Below are 21,095 nucleotides of genomic sequence, written 5' to 3'. Positions count from 1 at the left end.
ATGATTAAGAAAATTAAATATGTGATTATAGTAATGTTGATTATCGCCAATGTGATGGGTTCAAGTAGTGTTAATGCTGCAGAAATATCCAAGGTGACTAATGTAAAGACAAGAGAAGTTACTAAAACTTTCAAGACTATTAAGGATGCAAGTCTTGCAACAACCAAGTTAAAGTACATAGCAGGTTACAAGATAAGCTGGAAAAAACAAAAGAAAGTTGAAGGTTATAATGTTTATGTTTACTATCCGGCAACAAAAAACTGGAAGAAAATAAAAACAACAAAGAAAAATTACTTTACATTAACTAATTGCTTTCAAGGTGAAAAAGTTAAAATAAAGATAAGAGCATATAAAAAAATTGATGGAAACAATGTATATGGACAGTTTTCAAAAGTGAAAAGTATTAAAATCAAAAAAGCTCTTTATTCAAGAACAAAATGGGGCAAAATCAAAAAGCCCTTCACAGACAGAATAGCATCTGAAAAAGCATTTGAACTTCAAAATGAATACCGAAAATCCGCAGGTTCTGACAAAATTAAATGGTCAGAGAATTTATATAATGTTTGTTTGGAAAGAGCAAAGCAAATTAGTAAGAATTACAGCCATAATGGATGGTATGAAACAACGATGAAAGTTCTTTCAAAAACATACAAGATAGATGACGAGTTTATTTGGATTAAAGAAGGAGATTCCGAATATGGTATAAATTATGCTTCCGGTGAAAATATTCTTAATGGAGCGTATTCATACAAGGAAGCAATGAAACAATGGAAAAGAAGTAGTGCTCATTACAACAATTTGACATTAAGAAGTCATGTTAAGGGAGCGATAGCATGCTATAAATCAAAAGGAGATTATTATTGGGTCGCATTGTTTGCAGATGCGGACATTGATAAGCTCCTAGAAGAAAAATGTAAAAAATGAATATATGAAAGATAACGCCTTATTAAATCATAATTGATTTGATAAGGCATTTTTTTGTTTTTTTCAAGAAAGGAAAGAGGTATAAGATGTTTAATAAAATGAAAAAAATGGTAGCAGGATTATTAGCTACAATAATGATTACAACAAATGTTTGTCCAATGTTTCCAGTAAGAGCTGCAAGTGGAGTTGCCAGCTTGGAATCACTGGGAAAACTAGGAACAGTAAACATAGGGTCAAAGAGTGAGAGTGGAACATGGCTTCAAACTCAAGTAGATTCAAAGCCGGTTTTTTGTATGGATTTGGGAAAGGCATGTCATACGGGATATACTTACAAATCTGAATCAAAAACAATTAGTAGCGATGATGCCAACACAAAGAATAAGTTAGAGGCTAAGATTGGATATTGGTATGATCAAGTGAAAAAAGGCAGTAATAAGGCCTGGGTTTATGCACAGTGTCTTATTTGGAGCGTTGAAGAGGGACACACGAGTGAAAGCAATTTAAAAAGTGTAATTAATCAGGTTAAAAAAAATACAGGATATTATAAAGATGATTCATTATATTCAGATATTTTTGAAGTAGGTAAAAAAGTAGAATGTGATATTTATATATGGAAATATTCAGGAACTACAGATGACAGTGAAGTTCAAAAGCTATTGCAAATCAAATCAACTGATGAAGAATATAAGTATTTAGCTACAAATGGAAAAAGATACTACAGACAAAGAATAACACTTGAAAAAGTTGATGAAGATGGAAATGAGCTTCCAAAGGTTGCTTTTAGGTTTACAGCTAAAAACATAAAGGAATTATATTCCTATCAGTACAATGGTTGGGGAGATTCAGTGAAAGAGGATGTTGATGAGGATGCAACAAAGTTTAGTCAGGATGTAATGACAGATTCAAATGGAAAAATTGTATTTAGATTTACATATATCTTGAATTCAAAAAAATATTATTATGTTTCTGATGATGAATTATCAAAGATGAGTTCATCTGACAAAAAGCAAATGAAAGACCTATTAGATGATAAAGGATATAATTATGCATCTGATTTATCTAAAACTGGTGCCGAAAAATTAAAAGAAGCAGATCTTGATGACCAGATGGATGATATCAGTAACAAGTATGTTATTAAGGAAGTAAATTCAGGAAATGACAATATATTAACTTCTTTTGTGGTAGATAAGGGAAATAATAAGATAACAGATGCAACTAATAATAAAGTGACAGTGACACTGACTAAGTCTGATTCTTGGACAAGAAACAGTGACGGCAAGTGGCCTGAAACAGCAGAAGAATCATACAGCAATTACAAGCTTGCATACAAGCCTGTTCTTAAGGACAAGTATAAGAAAGTGAAATTAACTGCCGTAAAGATTGATGAAGAAACAGGCAAGACTGCTCAGGGTGATGCAACACTTGAAGGAGCAGTGTATGGAGTATATTCAGATGCAGCATGCACAAAGTTAATTAAGTCATATAAAACAGACAAGAACTACCAGTTTGAAACAGACTACATGAGATGTGGAAAGACGTATTACCTAAAGGAAGTCACACCACCAAGGGGATATCTTAAGAATGACAAGGTATATGACATTGTTGCCGATGGTGCCAAATTCACTGCAGAATACAATTCGGTTGAAAAGCAGGTTTCAGAAAAGCCAATCAAGGGTTATGTGGCAATAATTAAGGGCATGGGTAACGGAACTGCAGGCATTGTACCATTTGAAAAGAGTGCACAGTTTCAGATTTATCTTGCAAGTGCAGGCTCTTATGCCAAGGCAAAAGCCACTGAAAGAGACATTTTAACAACAGACTTAAACGGTTATGCCAAGTCAAAACAGTTACCATATGGTACATATGTGGTTCATCAGACTGTTGGAGCAGACAATACCGAAAAGTGTCCAGACTTTTATGTGAATGTAACTGAAAACGGGAAGACTTATCAGTACTTATTAAATAATCCTGAATTTACAGCATATCTAAAGATTGTAAAGAAGGATTCAAAGACACATCAGACAGTTTTAAAGAAGGGCACAACATATCAGATTTACAAGGTTGACAAGGAAGGCAATGAAACACTTGTAACACAGAAGTACAGCAACGGCAACAAAATGGTGGTTGTTGACAGATTTGTAACAGATGAAACCGGAGAAATCATTACTTATGAGAAGCTTAAGGCTGGAACATATAAGGTATATGAAATAGAAGGTCCTGAAGGCTACAAAGTAAACAAAAGTCCTGTTACTGTAGAAATAAATAGCGATTCATATAAGACAATGAAGGATGAACTTGGAAATGAATACCTTTATGCAGAGTGCGAGTATTACAATGACGTGACTTATGGAAAGTTCACATTGGACAAAACAGGTCCTGAATTATGTGGAAGAAATGATGAAAGCAGTGCAGAAGCAAATGAAACAACTGATAAGCCAGAAAGCAAGGCAGACATGGTTTCAGAAAATGAAACAGGTGCATCAGGTAGCAATGATAAAACAATAGAGGTCAAGGTTAATCCATTTGATTATGATGATGTAAAGCTTAACGGTGTTGTGTTTGAACTTACTGCAAAAGAAGATATCATGTCACAGGACAATCAGGGAACAGTGCTTTTTAATAAGGATTCAGTTGTGGCAACAATTATAACAGGTGAAAAGGTTGAGTTTACAAATGACTGTAATGGTATTTGTAATTACACCCTAAACGAAGATGGCACAATGACATTAAACGTACCACTTGGTGAATACACATTAAAGGAAGTAAAGACAAGGTACGGTTATGTTCTTCCAAAACAGGCATCATGGGACTTAAGCTTTAAGTGGAATAACAAGGATGATGAATATGTACTTGATGTTTCTGAAAATTCCAAGGATGGAAAGGTAGATGTTTACAATGAACTTGTAAAGACAGACATCACCCTTGAAAAGCAGGATTCAAGAACAGGAGAACCTGTTGCTGATGCAGTGTTTGGATTTTATTCAATGGACAACATTTATGACCGAAAGGGAAACATAATTGTAAATGCAGGCGAAAAGATTGCAACAGTTACAACAGATGAAAAAGGTGTGGCAAATGTACCATTTAATGTGCCGGTAATGGATGAAGGTTACGGCAAGGTTAATGAGCAGGGAAAACTCATTAATGAGGCATTAAATTCAGGCAATTATTATTTTATTGAGGAGAGTGTAAGTGACAGCTATTACATTGACAGGGAAATGCATGATGTTCACCTTGAATACAAGAATCAGGACACAGCCATGGTTTCAGCAAGGGTAATGGTTAAGGAAGACCAGACTGAAACAGTGATCAGCAAGAGAATGATTGCATCATCAGTGGAAATCAAGGACTGTCATTTAAGGATAAATGATGACAAGGGCAATGAAATCATAAGCTGGGTTTCAGGTGACATTTCATCAGTTAAGTTAAATGAAAATCTTAAGAAAATGGGATATTCCAACGTTCATGTCGAAAAAGACAACGATTATGCATTAAAAATCAATGGACTTCTTAAGGACAAAGAATACACATTAACTGAAACAAGACCTGCAGATGGATTTGTAACTGCAGATGCCATTACATTCAAGCTTGTTGAAAGCGGTAGCAATAATTGTAGGACAAAGGTTTATGTTAAGAGTGGAGACAGCTTCAAGGAAAATATTGATAATCAGGTGGTAATGTATGATGACACAACAAAGCTTGAATTTTCCAAGAAGGACATTACAAACGGAAGAGAACTTTCAGGCTGTAAGATGCAGGTAACTGAAAAGGACACAGGTGTTGTAATGGACGAATGGGTTTCAACAGAAGAAAGCCATGTGATTGAAGGAAAGTATGCAGTAGGCAAGACTTATGTATTAACAGAAAAGCAGCCAAGAGACGGTTATGCAACTGCAGCAAGTGTTGAGTTTACCGTGGCAGATGACGGCAATGTTCAGAAGGTAAGCATGATTGATGACACAATAAAGGTTCAGTTTAACAAGACCGGATCAGACACAAAGAAGCAGCTTGGTGGTGCAAAGTACAAGGTGTATGACAGCAAGGGAAGAAAGGTTTATGAATTTACAACAGGTAAAAATGCAGAACTTATTGAAGGAATCCTAAAGGCAGGAGAAACATATACCTTTAAGGAAGTCGAGGCACCAAAACATTACAAGGTTGCAAAGGATAAGAAAATCAGGATAAAGGACACAGGAAAGCTTCAGAAGCTTACAGTGGTTGATGAAAGAATCCCTGAAGTACCTGACACACCACAGACAGGAATTAAGGGAAAGACTGCAGGAATGATGATTTCACTTATCTCATTATTAATGGCACTTGGATGCTTTGCATGCGTGAGAGCAAAGGATAAGTCAAAATACAATTTTAAGAAAGGCAAGGACAATGAAGAAGATAACTAAAATATCTCTGTTACTTCTTTTAGTGGGGATGGCTGTGATTGCAGCCGTCCCTTTTTTAAAGGAAAAAGAAGCAGAAAAGAAAAGCGAGAATGGATTTAAGGAAATACAGGAAAGTGTGACAGACAAAGAAGACAAGACAATAAATGTGGAAAAACTTAAGGGAGAAAATGAGGACTACATTGGATACTTGGAAGTGTCAGGAACTAGCATAAGTTATCCTATAATGCAGATAAGAGACAATCCGGATTTTTACTTAAATCATGACTTTAATAAGAATTATAGCTTTTATGGAACACCATACTTAAGTGCGTATTGTGACTTAGAGAAATCTGATAACCTGATAATTTACGGTCATAACATAAATGGAGGGAAAATGTTTGGAGAATTGGAGAAGTACAAGGATAAGGAGCTTTTTGATAAACACCGAAAGATATATTTTATAACGGACAAAAGAAGAAAATATGAAGTGTTTGCTGTCATGAGTGTGAACATAAGGGAGTTTGAATATTGGAAGTTTGTAATGGCAAAGGATGAGAAGGATTATGATGAATTTGTGGAGAAAGTGTTGGAGCATAGCCTGTGGAATATAGAGGAAAAGCCTCAGTATGGAGAGCAGATGTTGATGCTGTCTACCTGCGATAATGGAAAAGGAGATGATTGGAGAATTGTGGTAGTGGGGAAGGAAATATGATACAATAAATTATAATGTTAAGTAAAATACAAATCGGAAGTTGTGGAGGTGCTTTATGAACGAGAGAGAAAAAATTATACGATTATGGTTTGATATGTGGATTAAGAAAGCAGATTTAGGAATTGACAATATTTTTACAGATGATGTTGTATATACTGAGAGTTGGGGTCCTAAATATGAAAACCGCAAAACGGTAAAGCACTGGTTTGACGAATGGAATACACGTGGAAGTGTTCTTGTCTGGGAGATTAAGCAATTTTTTCATCAAGGCAATCAAACAATCGTGGAGTGGTATTTTAAAAACAAAATGAATAATGGAAATGTTGAAGAATTTGACGGAATATCTTTAATTGTATGGACACAGGATAACAAAATAAAATCATTAAAAGAGTTTGGTTGCAATCTTCATAATTACAATCCATATCGAGATAGTGATATTCCCGTATTTCGAGAAGAAAAAGCAAATTGGTTTTGAGAGGACTATAAATTCAAGTTTGTCGAGCAAAGGAGGTGCTGTAACAGATGGATGAACATTCCTATGACGATATAATCAATCTGCCGAATCCGACATCGAAGAACCATCCTCGTATGTCACTTCACGACAGAGCAGCACAGTTTGCACCTTTTGCGGCACTTACAGGACACGATGCAGCCATTAAAGAGACTGCAAGGCTAACAGATGAACGGTTAGAGTTAAGCGATGAAGTCATTATGAAATTAAATGACCAATTAAATATGATTAGAGATAATATCGGCACAGAACAGGAAATATCAATAACTTATTTCGTGCCTGATGATAAAAAATCCGGAGGAGCATATCTCACGCATTCCGGCATAGTGAAAAAGATTGATGAATTTGAACGCAAACTGATTATGCAGGATGAAACAGTAATTCCGACTGAACAAATCAGCGTGATACAGGGAGAAATGTTCAAAGGACTATATGAGTAATAGCTTGGAAAGGGCAAACAATGGAAACAAAGCCGAGAATATTATACTTAAAGAAAATATTAGAGGAACGAACGGACGAGGAACATCCGCTTTCGACGACGCAGCTAATCAATATATTGAATGATGAATACGGAATATCTGCACATAGAACGACGGTCACAAAAGATATTGCTGCACTTCAGGAGTTTGGAATGGATATTGTTACTATCCATTCTACTCAGAGCAAATACTTTGTAGCCAGTCGTAAGTTTGAATTGCCGGAACTGAAACTGCTGATAGATGCAGTGGAGTCATCGAAGTTTATTACAAAGAAGAAAAGCAAAACGCTGATTGAGAAGATACATACGATGACCAGTCCGGGGCAGGTGGCAAAGTTGAAGCGTAATAACTATGTGGTCAATCGAATTAAGCCGGATAATGAGCAGATATATTATATCATTGACGCTATAAACGATGCCATCAATACAGGTAAACAGATTTCTTTTCAGTATTATGATTATACCGGATTAAAGAAAAAGGTTCTGAAGAACAAGGGCGAAGTGTATAAGCTCAGCCCGTATAAACTTCTCTGGTGTGGGGACTATTATTATGTTCTCGGATATTCAGAGAAGAAAAGAAAGGTTATCAATTTCAGGGTAGACCGTATTGCTTCCAAGCCGGAGATATTGGATAAAGATATTATTCCTATGCCGGATGATTTTGATATTGAGAATTACACAAAGGAAGTTTTCTTTATGTTCTCAGGCGAGAAAGTTCTTGTGGATTTACGGTGTGATAACAGCTTGATGAAAACAATGGTTGACCGTTTTGGAGAAGATGTGACAACTCTTGCGTATGATATGACTTCTTTCAGAGTACAGACCGAAGTATCAGCCAGTCCGACCTTTTTTGGTTGGGTGTTTGGCTTTAATGGCAAGGTACAAATACTTGCACCGGAAAGTGTGAAAGAACAGTACAGGCAGATGATTGCACAAGCCGATGAGGGTATGCAGCAAAAAGAAAACAAAGAACAGGAAATCTAACACTCCAAAGCATACGATGTCAAGAAACGGCAGAATCTTCTTGAAAAGCTCGCAGTATGAATATGCCGAGGGCGTGGAGTTTGAAGTTTATCCGTCTGCGGATACAACCGACCCAAACTATTATTGTGAAAATTTGTTAGCCGTGAACGAAAAAGCTGAGTAATAAGGACAGCAACTGCGAGTTGCTTGTTTGAGATAATGCGTGAGACTATAATAAAGGTGTAAGGGAGGTACTGCATAATGGATACAAAACAGGTTATACTTGAACTTCGCACTCAAAAGGGAATGTCGCAGGATGAGCTTGCAGAAAAAGTTTTTGTAAGTCGTCAGGCAGTTTCACGTTGGGAAAACGGAGAAACAGTTCCGAATACGGAAACATTGAAATTGCTGTCAAAAGTATTAGATGTTTCCATAAATACACTTTTAGGCTCACCGAGAAAGCTTATTTGTCAATGCTGCGGAATGCCGCTTGAAGATGATGATATTATTGGACACAATCACGACGGTTCTTTCAACGAGGACTATTGTAAGTGGTGTTATGCCGATGGAACATATACTTACAATGATATGGACGATTTGATTGAAGTTTGTGTTAAGAATATGGTAAGCGAGAATTTCACGGAGGAACAAGCCCGTTCTTATATGAAAGAGCTGCTTCCTACTTTGGATTACTGGAAGAAATATGATGAGCTTAGTGATAACGGTCAGTTTGAAGAATTCAAGAAAAAGTTAATCAATGAAATTAACGAATTGAATGTTGACGGAATGCCAAAGGTGGAAAAACTGAATACCCTTGTGGGAAAGTATGTGAATCTTGAGTACCGGCTTCCGAATGGGCAAGCGGCTAAGTTTTTGAATGAGGCAAAGACATATCTGGGCAATCAGCTTGAATGTGAATACGGCGGCGATAGATGTTTCGGCGTTGTTGCAGATATGGATTTTATTCTTATTTGCACTTATGAAGAAGACGGTAAGAATCCGGAACTTGTATTGTATAAGAAAAGATGAGGATAGAGAAAAATAGTAAGCCATTGGAGTTAATGATTTCAGTGCAAGCAAAGAAATTTTGAGGTGTTAGCAAATTGCGACACCTCTTTTCTTTTGCGAAAAACCTACTTGAAAAATTTTTCGTATCAGGTATAATAAAACTATCGAAAGCAAACTGCTTCCGATAGAAAAGAAAGCGAGGTGCAGGTATGAGAAGCAAGAGTCCTGAACTTATGAGTGAGATAAAAAAATATATCGAGGATTATTACCTGCAAAACAGACAATCCCCATCGACTACAAAGATTGCTGAAGCTGTTGGTATTGCCAGAGGTACAGCATACAAATACTTGGTAGAAATGGCTGAGAAGAATATGATTGAGTACGACGGGCAGGAGATTCGCACCAATGTGACCCGTAAGTACAGTGGCGAACAGACACAGACACCGATTGTAGGTTCTATTCCTTGTGGTAGTCCTCAGTATGAGGAAGAAAATATTGAAGAATATGTATCACTTCCTACTGCTATTTTCGGCAAAGGAGATTTCTTTATATTAAGAGCAAGCGGTCAGTCTATGATTGAAGCAGGGATTGATGACGGCGACCTTGTGGTTGTCAAAAAGCAGGTAGAAGCCAATGAGGGCGATATAGTAGTTGCCCTTGTGGATAATCAGAATACATTGAAACGTTACTTCAGAGATGATGAGAATAAGAAAATCATTCTCCATCCGGAAAATAAGAAGATGAAAGACATCATTGTAGATGAGTGCTGCATTCAGGGTGTGGCTTGTCACATCATCAAAGAACTATAGCAGAGGACAGACGAATGAGAACACTTGAAGGAATTCGCTATCTAATCAATTTGGATAGTGCGGAAATACAACAGAACTTTGCCGGAGGAGTTGCACCGCCGGACAAGGTGGAGTCGGAGGTGGACACAACTTGAGTATTTATATGTCAAGAGCCGAGTTGGAAGAAATCAGCGAAGGCTTGATAACAGCTTATGCTAATAAGTTTAGCAATCGAGTGATTCAATCCATCGACATAGAACATTTCATTACAGAATTTCTTATGTTACGAATTGAATACGCTTCTTTCGCAGAAGATGATGCAGGCAGGATTGGTTTTCTGGCAGATGGAGCAACACCACTGCTGGTACATCAGGACGGAAAAATTATTCCCTTTGTTTTCCCGAAAGATACCATCGTACTTGATAAATTTCTTCTTGCTGAAAAGGAGCAGGGACGTCGCAGATTTACAATGGCACACGAAGCGTCACATCATATCTTGAGTAAGATGTATGCAATGCCGAGTGAAGGACGCTTTCATGCAGAGTATGACAGTGAGCGTAGTTATTCCAAAGAGGAACTGGCTCAGATGTTTGCGTCTGTTGAGTGGCAGGCAGATACAATGGGAGCTTCGCTTCTTATGCCGAGAAGAATTATTGAAAATGCCTTGGCGAAATATAATCAGTCAAATCCGATAAGAGTTTATGGCGATAATACCATTACTTCAAAGGATAAAGCAGTTATCCGCAGAATGGCAGCTTATATCGGAGTATCTTATACAGCCTTGGTTATCAGATTGAGAGATATGGGGCTATTTGAGTATCACAATATCCTTGAGTACATTTCCAATGAGTTAAATCTGGGAGGTGTTTCACAATGAGGTTACAGACTCAGGTAGCACCTGAAATACAAAAGAGATTGCTTCTGTCAAGAGTAGAAGCAGAAAGTCTGAAAGAGCGTGATATTCTCTGCCCGACTTGTGGGTTCAGGATACAAAGAGTTTTTTCAGACGCAACCGGACATTTGAGTGTGAAGTGTCAGAAATGCAAGAATGTCCATATCTTAAATCTCGCTTACTTCCGCAGAATCCGTAGGAACGGATATGGCAGGAATTGCAGGCGATGAAGATTACAAGTAAATATCGAAACGATTTCTAATCGAGTAAGCGGAGATAAGCAATTTATTTGCTAAACTACCAAGCACCGTACGAAGCCGGATAAGTGAAGAATAGAAGTATTCTTTGCTGTCCAGATTCGACGGTGCTTTTTTTGTTGCTGTTTTATTCGATTATGCTTCGTGCAGTATTAGGTCTTTTCCCTTACTTGGGAAAGGACTTTTATGTTTTATAACGTATGGCAGTGCCAGATAGCTGAGTACCCGTAATCTCCGAATTTTGAAACTTATCAATTTTTCAAAATTCAAAGGAGATTACGGAAATGAAAAACAAACTTACATTAACAGAACAAGAAGAATTATTTGTAAAGGATTGTAAACTGATAAATCTTAAATACGAATATAACGGTTATACCGGAGCTGAAAGATGGGCGATTATTACGGAATTATCGGTAAAAGAGCTTTGGGAGAAGTATCCCCTTGTTATAGAAAGATATTCTCCGTTTGTTCATCTTTCCATTGCACAGGGAGAGGTAATTGACGATGCAAACCGAAATGAGGACAAGTATGCAAAGAGAAGCAGTCGCACACTTGACTGCTATGGATATGACGATGAAATGTCCTCACAGTTCCATAAAGAACTTGCCATTATGTTTGACGACCCGTTTGAAAGAGCAGAGGAAGAAAGGCTTGAACTGGAAAGAGAAGAATTGCGTCAGTGTGAAATCAGGAAAGCAAGGATAGCACTTTCAATGTTGCAGCCACTTCAAAGGGAACGCCTTATGAAGAATGTGTGCTGCGGTCTGAGTTCCAGAGCGATTGCAAAGCAGGAGGGCGTATATTACAGCTCCGTAGATAAGTCTATTGCAGCGGCGAAGAAAAACTTTATCAAATTTTATGAAAATCTCTGATTTTGGGTGTGCATTTCAGCACCCTTTGTCCAAATGAGTGAAGGGGTTATTTCATTCCGGATACGAATGACACTTTAAAAATTAGATTCTTGTGAGGTTATGCATATGAAAGAAAAAATGATTTGTCGTGGGGATTTATTCTACTATGACTTTGGAGATAACAGTGGTTCAGTACAAAGCGGAGAGCGTCCGGTGCTTGTCGTTCAGGCAGACGATTATAACCAGAATGCTCCAACGATTATTGTTGCAGCGGTTACAAGTGTAATCAAGAAAAGATATTTGCCATCACACATTATTCTTGGCGAGGAGTTTGGACTGAAGAAACCGTCAATGGTTCTTCTGGAGCAGATACGGACAGTCAATAGAGAGGATTTGCATGAATACATAGGTACGGTAGATGACGATAAACTTTTTAGGCAGATAAACGCAACTTTGAAAAAGACTTTTGGACTTTGGGTTTACAAGCCGGAGGGGAAAGAAAATATTCGTTGTCTATGCCCGAAGTGCCTGAATGATTACATCCACAATCCGGACTATATTGTAAGGCGACTTGACCCATTTGCAAAGCGAAAAGACAGATGTGATAAGTGTGATGGGGATGGTTGGGATTATGTTGTTACCGACAGATATTCATCCAAGAAAGAAAAGAGGGGGAGCAATGACAGAAAATAAAATCATTATTCCTATCTGGAAGAAGTCCAATCTTACAGTAGAAGAAGCCGCAGCTTATTGTGGTATTGGCTCAAGAAAATTAAGAGAAATGTCCGACTCGGAGTTTTGCCCTTTTGTTCTTTGGAATGGAAGTAAGCGACTGATTAAAAGAAGAAAACTGGACGAATATCTTGATAATGCGTATTCGATATAGCTGATTTGTAAAGTGTGCGATGGGTCGGTTCGCATAATAGGCTCATCGCTCATTTTAAATTATCATAAGGGCAGAAAAAAACAAGGAGGTGCTTCCGTAATGGCAGATACAGAAAAGATTATCCGAAAAAAATATGATGTGCCGATATGGCATAAGTCTAATTTGACGATTGATGAAGCAGTTGAATATTCTGGCATAGGTAGAGAAAGACTGAGAAAACTAACAAGCCAAGAAGAATGCCCATTTGTTCTTCATATAGGAAATCGTCGAATGATTAAGAGGAGGATTTTTGATGAATACATTGAAAAACTTACTTTCCTTGAATGATGATGAACGCTTACTTGCCGGAGTAAGAACATATCAGGAAAAACTCATAAGCAATGCTGAAGAACCGATATGGGAAAGAAAGTGGCTGACAATCGAAGAAGCCGCAGCATATTCCGGTATAGGAAGAACGAAGTTGCGTGAGTTGTCTAATCAAGCAGGTTGTCCCTTTGCAATATGGATAGGCAATAAAATCCATATTGTGAGGGAACGACTGGACAAATATATAGATAAGCAGTTTAGAATTTAGGAGGACACAATGGCGACAAAAAGAAAAGATAAATCAAGGGTTGTTCTGAAAACCGGAGAGGTTCAGAGAAAAGACGGTACTTATCAATTTAGCTGGCAGGACAGCCAGATGAAAAGAAGATTTGTTTACGCAAGAACTTTAGATGACCTGAGAGAAAAAGAAAAGCGTATTCAGAAAGATAAATGTGATGGTATTAAGACCGAAGCACGATACACAACCATTGATGAATTATTTGACCTTTGGGCAAATATGAAAAGAGGGCTGAAGAATAATACCTTTGAAAATTACAAATATATGTACAATACCTTTGTGCGACCAGTGATTGGAAGTAAAAGAATATCAACGCTGAAGAAATCAGATATTAAGAAATACTACAATTATCTTGTTGATGAAAGAAATTTGAAGCCTTCAACGATTGATAATATACATACGGTTCTTCATCAGGTTTTACAGATTGCTGTCGATGATGACTTCATCAGAAATAACCCGTCAGATAATGTGTTGAGAGAATTGAAAAAAGCACATTGTTTTCAGTCGGAAAAGCGTAGAGCGTTGACGAAACCGGAGCAGGAGCTATTTCTGAATTTCCTGAAAACCCACCCTGTATATGAACACTGGTATCCAGTCTTTGCAGTAATGATAGGAACTGGACTTCGTGTGGGAGAAGTGACCGGATTGAGATGGTGTGATATTGATATGGAAAGTGGAATGATTGATGTTAATCATACTCTTGTATATTATGACCATAGGACTAAGGGAAGTAAAAGCGGCTGTTATTTCAATGTAAATACAACGAAGACTCCGGCGAGTATGAGGCAGGTTCCAATGCTTGGTTTTGTGAGAGAAGCATTTGAACAGGAGAAACAGAAGCAGGAAGATTTAGGACTTCATTGCGAGGTCACGATTGACGGATATACAGATTTTATTTTCATCAATCGTTTTGGTCAGGCACAGCACCAAGCCACACTCAACAAAGCAATCCGAAGAATTATCCGTGATTGCAATGATGAGCAGTTTTTGCACAGTGATGAACCTGATGTGTTACTTCCTCATTTTAGCTGTCACTCGCTTAGACATACATTTACAACAAGAATGTGTGAAGCTGGAGTAAATATAAAGGTTATTCAAGACGCACTTGGACATTCAGACATTTCAACCACACTGAACATCTATGCTGATGTTACAAAGGAAATGAAAGCGGCAGAGTTCAAAGGATTGGATAGCTACTTCATAGTATAATATTGGACTTCACATACGGAGAGAGAACATACAGAGTGTTGTGTGTTCTTTTTTCTTGTTCTGAAGCAGGAAAAGATAAGGCTGCGTTACTTTGATGTGGATTGACATTGTAAATAAGAGAAGTTATAATTTCTTGTATATGACTATGCTCTTGCATATACTACTATCGCCCTACATCATTTACATCATATTTTACATCATTTGCCCGCAAAGTGACTCAAAGTAGAGCAAAAATATGAAGTATGGGGGATAATTGGAATATGGAGAATCTAATAGTATTAACACCAGCTTGGTCGAGTATGAAAGAACCACAAAAAGGGTCCCGACAATGAAGCAATTGGATAAATAATTTATTAAATAAAAAGATTAAGCACTTTCTAAAAAGAGATTTTTAGGAAGTGTTTTTTAAAATAAAAATAAGTCAGAATAAAAATGAAATTCTACTGACCTAAAAGTACATATAAATTATACTTACTTCAATAAATATTAGTTGGAGAATATATATAATGGATGCTCTACTTGGAAATTTTGATCGTCATGGAGCTAACTGGGGATTTATAAAAGAAGACAATAAGTATACAATAGCTCCAATATTTGACAATGGCTCATGTTTGTTCCCTAATTTAGTAGATGAAGAAGAGATGAAAGAAATTATGTAAAAGAGGTTGATAAAATGAAAAAGATAGTAACCCAAGGAGATATCTGTTTACAGGGTGATTATGATTTTGTATATAAGGTCGCAGAAATAACTTATACTTTGTGAGAAGACGAAAATCGAAAGCAGTATCATGATTTATTAAAGCCATTCTCCCACTATAACTGTAAGCAAATATATAACAAAATCTTTGCCCTAGCCTTTCTATTATATAAAAAAAGATACATTGACAAAAAATGAGGAGTTTATTTTTTCCCTATATTCAACTAACATTAAACCCTAAAATTGCAACAAGGACATATAATTAACATTAAATAAAGGGGCTAAGGTGAAAAAAATAACAAAATACTGGAAAAAATTAAAAATAAGAACTCAAATTATTTTAGTTTACATACTTATACTTATCTTATCGTTTGCACTAACATTTACTTTCGTATCAGTGGTTAATAACAAATACACCAAAATGGAAGTTGGAAAAGCAGGGGTACAGACTGTTAGTGCAGTTCAGGGAAACTTATCCCTTGTTTTTGAAAATGTAATACAACTTTCTACATATATATATTTTGATGATATAGTACAGGGCTCATTGAAAAAGATTAATTCCAAAAATATTGAAATTGAATACCAAAAGAGCATAACAAAAAGTTTGTTTAATATGATATTATCGGGAGATTATATTTCAGGTGTGTACATTTTTGACAAATATGATAATTGTTACAACTCTTATAGGAAAACACCAAGAAAAATAGATAAAAACATTAGGAAAACTAACTGGTATCGAAAAATGGAAAAGGCAAACGGAAATGGCTTTTTCTATAAAGGAAGCGATGGAACTATTGATTATTACCAAAATAATAACTATTTGTGTTATGTAAGACAAATTGTTGATAAAAATAATTACAAACCATTGGCAACTTTGTTAATAACTCTTGACCCAAATGTATTACAGGGATATTTTGATCAGGTTTCTGATGACAAAAATCAGTTTTACATTGTGGATTCAAAAGGAGAATACGTTGTCGAACCGGAAAACAAGCAGGAAAATTTTGTTAAATATACAAAAGATACTAAAAGAATGTCACAAGGCTTTGAAGAAGTAAAAACTTCTAAAGGAAAATGTATTGCTGTAGGTCATAATATGGGAATACAGGATTGGAAAATAATAGGAACATTTTCCCTTGATGAAATATCTGCATTAACCCCTTACTATTCCACAGTAATCATTATTATCATGTGTCTTAACATTATATTTGTATTTTTGTGCTCAACCTTGCTAACGTATTTGATTTTTAAACCTATTGGAAAAATTGAAGAACATATGAAATTAATAGAAAATGGTAAGTTTATTACAATGGAAAGTGATGATTACGAAAACGAAATAACCAACTTGCGTCAGGTTTTTAATCATATGATTTTGTCAATAAAAAAACTTATGAGCAAAGTAAAAGAAGAGGAAGGAATTATTGCCAAAGGAAAACTGGATATAATTTACGCTCAAATTAATCCGCATTTTTTATACAACACATTAGATGCAGTGTCGGCATTAGCCTTAATGAAGGAAAATGAAAAGTGCTTTGAAATAACTCAGGCATTGGGAAATTTTTATAGAAATAGCTTGAACAGTGGCCTTGATTACATAACTGTGGAAGATGAAATAGACAGTATTAAAAGCTATATCACTATTTTAAATATGAGATATGACAATCAAATTAAGGTGGACTATCAGATAGAGGAGTCAGTGAAGAAGGAAAAAATATTAAAACTTTTGCTTCAACCGTTAGTTGAAAATGCAGTCCATCATGGATTGAATGGTGAGGAAGGTACTGTAAGCATTAAAGCTTTTTCTCAGGATGATGAAATTATTTTCATTGTGTCAGATGATGGCGTTGGAATGAGTGAAGACAGGGTCGAGGCAATATTGCATGGGAAGAATATAACAGGAAAATCAGGCTTTGGTTTGCACAGTTTAATACAGAGAATCAGACTTTTATACGAAATAGAAAATCCTGTTATTATACAAAGCGAAATTGGAAATGGAACAGAAATAATTGTAACAGTTAAAAAGATAAAGGGGGAAAATTATATATGTTAAATGTACTATTAGTGGATGATGAAAAGTTAGAGCGGGTTTTAATTCACAAAGGCTACAGCTGGGAGGAGAATGGTTTTCGAATTGTAGGAGAGGCGGCTTCTGGAAAAGAAGCATTGGAATACATGGCGTACCATCATGTAGACATTGTTGTAACAGATATAAATATGCCGGTTATGGATGGCTTGGAATTTTCCGAGAAGTTATTAGAAAAGTATCCAAAGTGCAAAGTGGTAATAGTAACCGGATTTAGAGAGTTTGAATATGCTAGAAAAGCCATAAAACTTGGAGTGGAGGAGTTCCTACTAAAACCTATTAATATAAAAGAACTGGCAGAGGTAATGAACAACTTAAAAAATAAACTAGCCAAAATCAAAGAAGAAGCTTCAAAGGTTGCAAAACTTAAGGAAAGTGTGGAAAAGAATTATGACATACTAAAGGAAAGTCTACTTTTAAGATTAGTAGAAAAAAGAATTGATGAAGAAGAAGCTTTAAAGAAAATGAACACTTATAACTGCATAAAACTTTTAGATGGTGTAGTGTGTGCAAATATTAAAATCACAGAGACTCAGGAAAAAGAAAACTATCGAAAGGTGTTCGATTTTATTCAAAATAACAGTGGTGAAAATGCTATTTCCTTTGTACATTTTATGCACAATATAGTAATTCTTTTTGAGAATACAGATTTGAAAGAATGTATGGCTTATGTTAATGACTGGCATAAAAAAATTAATTCTATGGGGATAAGTGTAACTATTGGAATTAGTGAAGAAAACAGTGGCTTTGGTGGTATATCAACGTCATACAATCAAACCAACAAAGCTATTGAAGCGTCTGTTCTTTTAGGCAGAAATAAAGTTATTGGATATTCAGAATACAAGAAAATTATGAATCAAAATAACATAAAAAAAGAAATTGACTGGGATGAATTTTTAGAAGCGATAATTAACTGCAAAATGAAAAATGTTGAAAATCATTTAAACGATTATATAGAAGTAATCAAAGATACTAAAATTCCGGATGAAGAATATCTTAAATTAATGACTATGGCAATGATTATGCGCGCAGGTTCCACTTTAAATAAATATGGAATAAACTTATATGAGCTAATAAGTGAAGAAAAGGTGTTTAGTGATGTAAGAGGAATTACAAGTTTAAAGGACGTTTCCGTATGCACAAAAAAATACATTGAAACTATTTGCGAGTACCACAATCAGAAGAAAGCCAAAAGAAATACAAATGTAATTAAGGATGCACTTGAATATGTAAATAGAAATCTATATAACTCAAAACTTTCTTTGAAAAAAGCAGCAACAGATTTATATACAAACGAGAGTTATTTAAGCAGGGAGTTTAAGAAGGCGTATGGTATGAGTTTTGTTGAATATGTATCAAGGAAGAGAATTGATGCAAGTAAGAAGTTACTTAAGGAAACTAATCTGAAGGTATATGAAGTGGCTGAAAAAATTGGTTTTAAAGATGCACATTATTTTTGCATATGTTTTAAAAAACAAACGGGTCAAACAATAAAAGAATACAGAGGAGCATAATAAAAAAGGTTAAAAATTTGAGTAAAATTTTTAACCTTTTTTAGTCAAAATATTAAATTGAGATAGGCATTATGAATAAAGTATACTTTGGTTATAAAATTTGAGGAGGAGATACAATGAGAAAGAGATTTTTTAAGAAAGCGTTGGCACTTACTTTAGCGTCAACAATGGCATTCTCAATGGTAGGATGCGGAAGCAGCAAGGATAGCAGCGAAGGAAAAAGTGATGATGGAACAATCACTTTAAATGTTTGGCACCAGTGGTCAAACGACACTAACGAACTTAAGAGCAGATATGAAGAAGCTGTAAAAGCGTATGAAAAAGAAAACCCTAAGGTAAAAATCAAAACAGAAACTTTAGACACAGAAGCGTACAAAACAAAAATTAATGCTGAATTTGCAGGAGATGCAAAGGGTATTGATGTATTTTATTGGTGGGGCGCAGGCACAGCTAAGAAGCTAGTTGATGCGGGAAAAGTAATGCCTTTGGATGATTACATAACTGATGAAGTTAAGTCAAATATGATGGAAGGCTCAACATCAGCCTTTGAATATGATGGTAAGTTATATTCAGTTCCAATGTTTTCATGGTACATGACATTGTTCTGCAATAAGGCATTATTTGAAAAGGCTGGCGCAAAGCTTCCTAACACATATGATGAATTAGCAGATGCTGTTAAGAAGTTAGAAAAATTAAAAGGCGTTACACCAATGGCTGCAGGAGCAAAGGACGGATGGAATGCAGCTTTTGTATATCAGGCATTAGCGTTAAGAGAAGTTGGAGCAACAGGTGTAAACGAAATGTTATCAGGAAAGAAAGAATTCGGTGACGAAGGTTACACAAAAGCAGCAGAAAAAGTAAAAGATTTATATGAAATGGGTGCATTTGGCGACAATCCTTTAGAACAGGGTAACGATGATGCAAATGCAGCATTTGAAAATGGAAAAGCAGCAATGAGAATTATGGGAAGTTGGTTTGCTAACAATGTATACACTGACAAGGCAGCAACAGTAAAACCAGAAGATGTTGTAGCATTAAAGATTCCTACAATTTCAGATGGAAAAGGTGAAGCAACAGATTATTGTGGTGGATTCGTTGAATCATTCTGGGTAAACAATAACACAAAATATAAAGAAGAAGCAGCAAAGTTTGCCATTTACATTAATGAAAAAATGGGTGTTGCATCATACGAAACAGGTTCAGGATTTAGTGGATGGAAAACAAAAGCAGACGAAAGCAAGTTAAATCCATTATTTATTCAGATTAAAGATTTATTATCAGAAGGAAAGCAGGGCGTACTTGCATGGGATACATCTTTAGAAGCAGAACCTGCAGCAGTACATAATGAACAGGTACAGACTTTATTTGCAGATGGAGCAGATGTAAAAGCATTTATAGAAGAACATAAGGCAGCAATTAATGGTAAATAGTAAGTGAGGCGGGAAGTATTATGAACAAAATGCTTGGAAATAAAAAGTACATATTAATATTTATATTACCGGCGTTAGTTTTATTTATAGGATTCACATTGATTCCGTTAATAACATCAGGTATATACAGTTTCTTTGAGTACAACGGGATTGGGAGCAAAACATTTATCGGCATAAAAAATTATATACAATTATTTACTGAGGATAGATATTTTCCTCTCGCAGTTAAGAATTCATTAATACTTGTGGCAGCATCATTATGTATTCAGCTACCAATATCTTTAACATTAGCTTTGGTATTATCAAAAGGTGTAAAAGGAGACAATTTTTTTAGAACCATATATTTTATTCCAGTTGTAATATCAAGTATGGTTATTGGTCAGTTGTGGTTGAAAATGTTTAATAGTGACTACGGTGTAATTAACACCGTAGTCAGATATTTTATACCAGGTTATGAACATTCGTGGTTAACTAAAAATGCATTTCTGACAGTATTGATCCCCTCTATATGGCAATACATTGGTTACCATTTGATTATTTTCTATGCTGGTATTAAATCAATATCAACTGATTACTATGAGGCAGCCCAAATTGATGGGGCATCAACGTTGCAAATTTATAGAAAAATAACTTTACCGTTGTTGGTACCTGTAATAAAAACCTGCGTAATATTTGCAATAACAGGTTCTCTAAGAGCATTCGATTTAGTTTATGTTATGACTGGTGGTGGACCAAATCACGTCAGTGAAGTTCCTGCCACATTAATGTATAACAACTTATTTAGAAAAGGTTTATATGGTTATGGAAGTGCTCAAGCCTTTTTCATAGTAGTAGAATGTTTAATATTTACATTTATTGTAAATAGGATATTCAAAAAAGCAGAGAAAAATGTGTCAGCAGTGTAGGAGG

At 35.7% G+C, this 21,095-nt stretch carries 20 protein-coding genes; all 20 read left to right on the top strand.

Annotated features, from left to right (window positions below; all coding sequences use genetic code 11):
• The 20 genes from ACQY63_RS07390 (at position 1) to ACQY63_RS07295 (ending at position 21,091) form a co-directional block, all read left to right on the top strand.
• Positions 1–924 (top strand): CAP domain-containing protein, encoded by a 924-nt coding sequence (locus ACQY63_RS07390; protein ID WP_428244964.1) that lies wholly within the window; start codon positions 1–3, stop codon positions 922–924.
• An 86-nt stretch (positions 925–1,010) separates the two neighbouring features.
• Positions 1,011–5,324: an MSCRAMM family protein gene (locus ACQY63_RS07385; RefSeq protein WP_428244963.1), complete on the top strand. Its 4,314-nt coding sequence runs from the start codon at positions 1,011–1,013 to the stop codon at positions 5,322–5,324.
• Positions 5,308–6,015, top strand: a complete 708-nt coding sequence (locus tag ACQY63_RS07380) for a class B sortase (RefSeq protein WP_428244962.1) — start codon at positions 5,308–5,310, stop codon at positions 6,013–6,015. Before ACQY63_RS07385 ends, ACQY63_RS07380 begins: the two co-directional genes overlap by 17 nt.
• A gap of 55 nt (positions 6,016–6,070) precedes the next feature.
• Positions 6,071–6,490: a nuclear transport factor 2 family protein gene (locus ACQY63_RS07375; protein ID WP_055147790.1), complete on the top strand. Its 420-nt coding sequence runs from the start codon at positions 6,071–6,073 to the stop codon at positions 6,488–6,490.
• 47 nt (positions 6,491–6,537) lie between these two features.
• On the top strand, positions 6,538–6,966 hold the full coding sequence (locus ACQY63_RS07370; protein WP_008118560.1) for a hypothetical protein: 429 nt from the start codon (positions 6,538–6,540) through the stop codon (positions 6,964–6,966).
• A 20-nt stretch (positions 6,967–6,986) separates the two neighbouring features.
• A complete protein-coding gene (locus ACQY63_RS07365; RefSeq protein ID WP_428244961.1) occupies positions 6,987–7,988 on the top strand; it encodes a helix-turn-helix transcriptional regulator in 1,002 nt (333 codons plus the stop codon).
• Positions 7,989–8,228: 240 nt separating this feature from the next.
• The gene (locus ACQY63_RS07360; protein ID WP_002594697.1) at positions 8,229–8,996 is read left to right on the top strand and encodes a zinc ribbon domain-containing protein; all 768 of its coding nucleotides are present in this window, start codon (positions 8,229–8,231) and stop codon (positions 8,994–8,996) included.
• A 188-nt stretch (positions 8,997–9,184) separates the two neighbouring features.
• Positions 9,185–9,784 (top strand): transcriptional repressor LexA, encoded by a 600-nt coding sequence (lexA, locus tag ACQY63_RS07355; RefSeq protein ID WP_002587849.1) that lies wholly within the window; start codon positions 9,185–9,187, stop codon positions 9,782–9,784.
• 142 nt (positions 9,785–9,926) lie between these two features.
• Complete coding sequence (locus tag ACQY63_RS07350) at positions 9,927–10,640, top strand: ImmA/IrrE family metallo-endopeptidase (RefSeq protein WP_240386305.1); 714 nt, start codon at positions 9,927–9,929, stop codon at positions 10,638–10,640.
• A gap of 556 nt (positions 10,641–11,196) precedes the next feature.
• Complete coding sequence (locus ACQY63_RS07345) at positions 11,197–11,784, top strand: hypothetical protein (protein ID WP_055291085.1); 588 nt, start codon at positions 11,197–11,199, stop codon at positions 11,782–11,784.
• A 105-nt stretch (positions 11,785–11,889) separates the two neighbouring features.
• On the top strand, positions 11,890–12,456 hold the full coding sequence (locus tag ACQY63_RS07340; protein ID WP_428244960.1) for a type II toxin-antitoxin system PemK/MazF family toxin: 567 nt from the start codon (positions 11,890–11,892) through the stop codon (positions 12,454–12,456).
• The gene (locus ACQY63_RS07335; RefSeq protein WP_002594704.1) at positions 12,443–12,649 is read left to right on the top strand and encodes an excisionase; all 207 of its coding nucleotides are present in this window, start codon (positions 12,443–12,445) and stop codon (positions 12,647–12,649) included. The genes ACQY63_RS07340 and ACQY63_RS07335 overlap by 14 nt, the downstream gene beginning before the upstream one ends.
• Positions 12,650–12,748: 99 nt before the next feature.
• A complete protein-coding gene (locus tag ACQY63_RS07330; RefSeq protein WP_002594705.1) occupies positions 12,749–12,976 on the top strand; it encodes an excisionase in 228 nt (75 codons plus the stop codon).
• Positions 12,942–13,223 (top strand): excisionase, encoded by a 282-nt coding sequence (locus tag ACQY63_RS07325; RefSeq protein WP_428244959.1) that lies wholly within the window; start codon positions 12,942–12,944, stop codon positions 13,221–13,223. The genes ACQY63_RS07330 and ACQY63_RS07325 overlap by 35 nt, the downstream gene beginning before the upstream one ends.
• Before the next feature lie 9 nt (positions 13,224–13,232).
• Positions 13,233–14,462, top strand: a complete 1,230-nt coding sequence (locus ACQY63_RS07320) for a tyrosine-type recombinase/integrase (RefSeq protein ID WP_055291087.1) — start codon at positions 13,233–13,235, stop codon at positions 14,460–14,462.
• A gap of 506 nt (positions 14,463–14,968) precedes the next feature.
• Positions 14,969–15,121: a hypothetical protein gene (locus tag ACQY63_RS07315; protein ID WP_296965646.1), complete on the top strand. Its 153-nt coding sequence runs from the start codon at positions 14,969–14,971 to the stop codon at positions 15,119–15,121.
• A 324-nt stretch (positions 15,122–15,445) separates the two neighbouring features.
• A complete protein-coding gene (locus ACQY63_RS07310) occupies positions 15,446–17,209 on the top strand; it encodes a sensor histidine kinase (RefSeq protein ID WP_428244957.1) in 1,764 nt (587 codons plus the stop codon).
• Positions 17,203–18,756, top strand: coding sequence for a response regulator (locus ACQY63_RS07305; protein ID WP_302690012.1), 1,554 nt, complete (start codon positions 17,203–17,205; stop codon positions 18,754–18,756). Before ACQY63_RS07310 ends, ACQY63_RS07305 begins: the two co-directional genes overlap by 7 nt.
• A 116-nt stretch (positions 18,757–18,872) precedes the next feature.
• On the top strand, positions 18,873–20,186 hold the full coding sequence (locus ACQY63_RS07300) for an ABC transporter substrate-binding protein (RefSeq protein WP_428244956.1): 1,314 nt from the start codon (positions 18,873–18,875) through the stop codon (positions 20,184–20,186).
• Positions 20,187–20,206: 20 nt separating this feature from the next.
• Positions 20,207–21,091: a carbohydrate ABC transporter permease gene (locus ACQY63_RS07295; protein WP_302690010.1), complete on the top strand. Its 885-nt coding sequence runs from the start codon at positions 20,207–20,209 to the stop codon at positions 21,089–21,091.
• The last annotated feature ends 4 nt before the right edge of the window (positions 21,092–21,095 follow it).

The sequence above is a fragment of the Eubacterium sp. Marseille-QA0814 genome, assembly GCF_965119675.1.
Lineage (GTDB): Bacteria > Bacillota > Clostridia > Lachnospirales > Lachnospiraceae > Eubacterium_G.
Note: the sequence above shows the minus strand (reverse complement) of the source record. Positions and strands in the feature narration are given on the sequence as shown.

What these genes read in the sequence shown, in the direction of transcription:
- ACQY63_RS07335 (WP_002594704.1), top strand. Translation starts at nt 12,443, where the DNA reads ATGACAGAAAATAAAATCATTATTCCTATCTGGAAGAAGTCCAATCTT.
- ACQY63_RS07315 (WP_296965646.1), top strand. Translation starts at nt 14,969, where the DNA reads ATGGATGCTCTACTTGGAAATTTTGATCGTCATGGAGCTAACTGGGGA.
- ACQY63_RS07345 (WP_055291085.1), top strand. Translation starts at nt 11,197, where the DNA reads ATGAAAAACAAACTTACATTAACAGAACAAGAAGAATTATTTGTAAAG.
- ACQY63_RS07380 (WP_428244962.1), top strand. Translation starts at nt 5,308, where the DNA reads ATGAAGAAGATAACTAAAATATCTCTGTTACTTCTTTTAGTGGGGATG.
- ACQY63_RS07300 (WP_428244956.1), top strand. Translation starts at nt 18,873, where the DNA reads ATGAGAAAGAGATTTTTTAAGAAAGCGTTGGCACTTACTTTAGCGTCA.
- ACQY63_RS07370 (WP_008118560.1), top strand. Translation starts at nt 6,538, where the DNA reads ATGGATGAACATTCCTATGACGATATAATCAATCTGCCGAATCCGACA.
- ACQY63_RS07325 (WP_428244959.1), top strand. Translation starts at nt 12,942, where the DNA reads ATGAATACATTGAAAAACTTACTTTCCTTGAATGATGATGAACGCTTA.
- ACQY63_RS07330 (WP_002594705.1), top strand. Translation starts at nt 12,749, where the DNA reads ATGGCAGATACAGAAAAGATTATCCGAAAAAAATATGATGTGCCGATA.
- lexA (WP_002587849.1), top strand. Translation starts at nt 9,185, where the DNA reads ATGAGAAGCAAGAGTCCTGAACTTATGAGTGAGATAAAAAAATATATC.
- ACQY63_RS07295 (WP_302690010.1), top strand. Translation starts at nt 20,207, where the DNA reads ATGAACAAAATGCTTGGAAATAAAAAGTACATATTAATATTTATATTA.
- ACQY63_RS07375 (WP_055147790.1), top strand. Translation starts at nt 6,071, where the DNA reads ATGAACGAGAGAGAAAAAATTATACGATTATGGTTTGATATGTGGATT.
- ACQY63_RS07365 (WP_428244961.1), top strand. Translation starts at nt 6,987, where the DNA reads ATGGAAACAAAGCCGAGAATATTATACTTAAAGAAAATATTAGAGGAA.
- ACQY63_RS07385 (WP_428244963.1), top strand. Translation starts at nt 1,011, where the DNA reads ATGTTTAATAAAATGAAAAAAATGGTAGCAGGATTATTAGCTACAATA.
- ACQY63_RS07305 (WP_302690012.1), top strand. Translation starts at nt 17,203, where the DNA reads ATGTTAAATGTACTATTAGTGGATGATGAAAAGTTAGAGCGGGTTTTA.
- ACQY63_RS07390 (WP_428244964.1), top strand. Translation starts at nt 1, where the DNA reads ATGATTAAGAAAATTAAATATGTGATTATAGTAATGTTGATTATCGCC.
- ACQY63_RS07340 (WP_428244960.1), top strand. Translation starts at nt 11,890, where the DNA reads ATGAAAGAAAAAATGATTTGTCGTGGGGATTTATTCTACTATGACTTT.
- ACQY63_RS07320 (WP_055291087.1), top strand. Translation starts at nt 13,233, where the DNA reads ATGGCGACAAAAAGAAAAGATAAATCAAGGGTTGTTCTGAAAACCGGA.
- ACQY63_RS07350 (WP_240386305.1), top strand. Translation starts at nt 9,927, where the DNA reads ATGTCAAGAGCCGAGTTGGAAGAAATCAGCGAAGGCTTGATAACAGCT.
- ACQY63_RS07360 (WP_002594697.1), top strand. Translation starts at nt 8,229, where the DNA reads ATGGATACAAAACAGGTTATACTTGAACTTCGCACTCAAAAGGGAATG.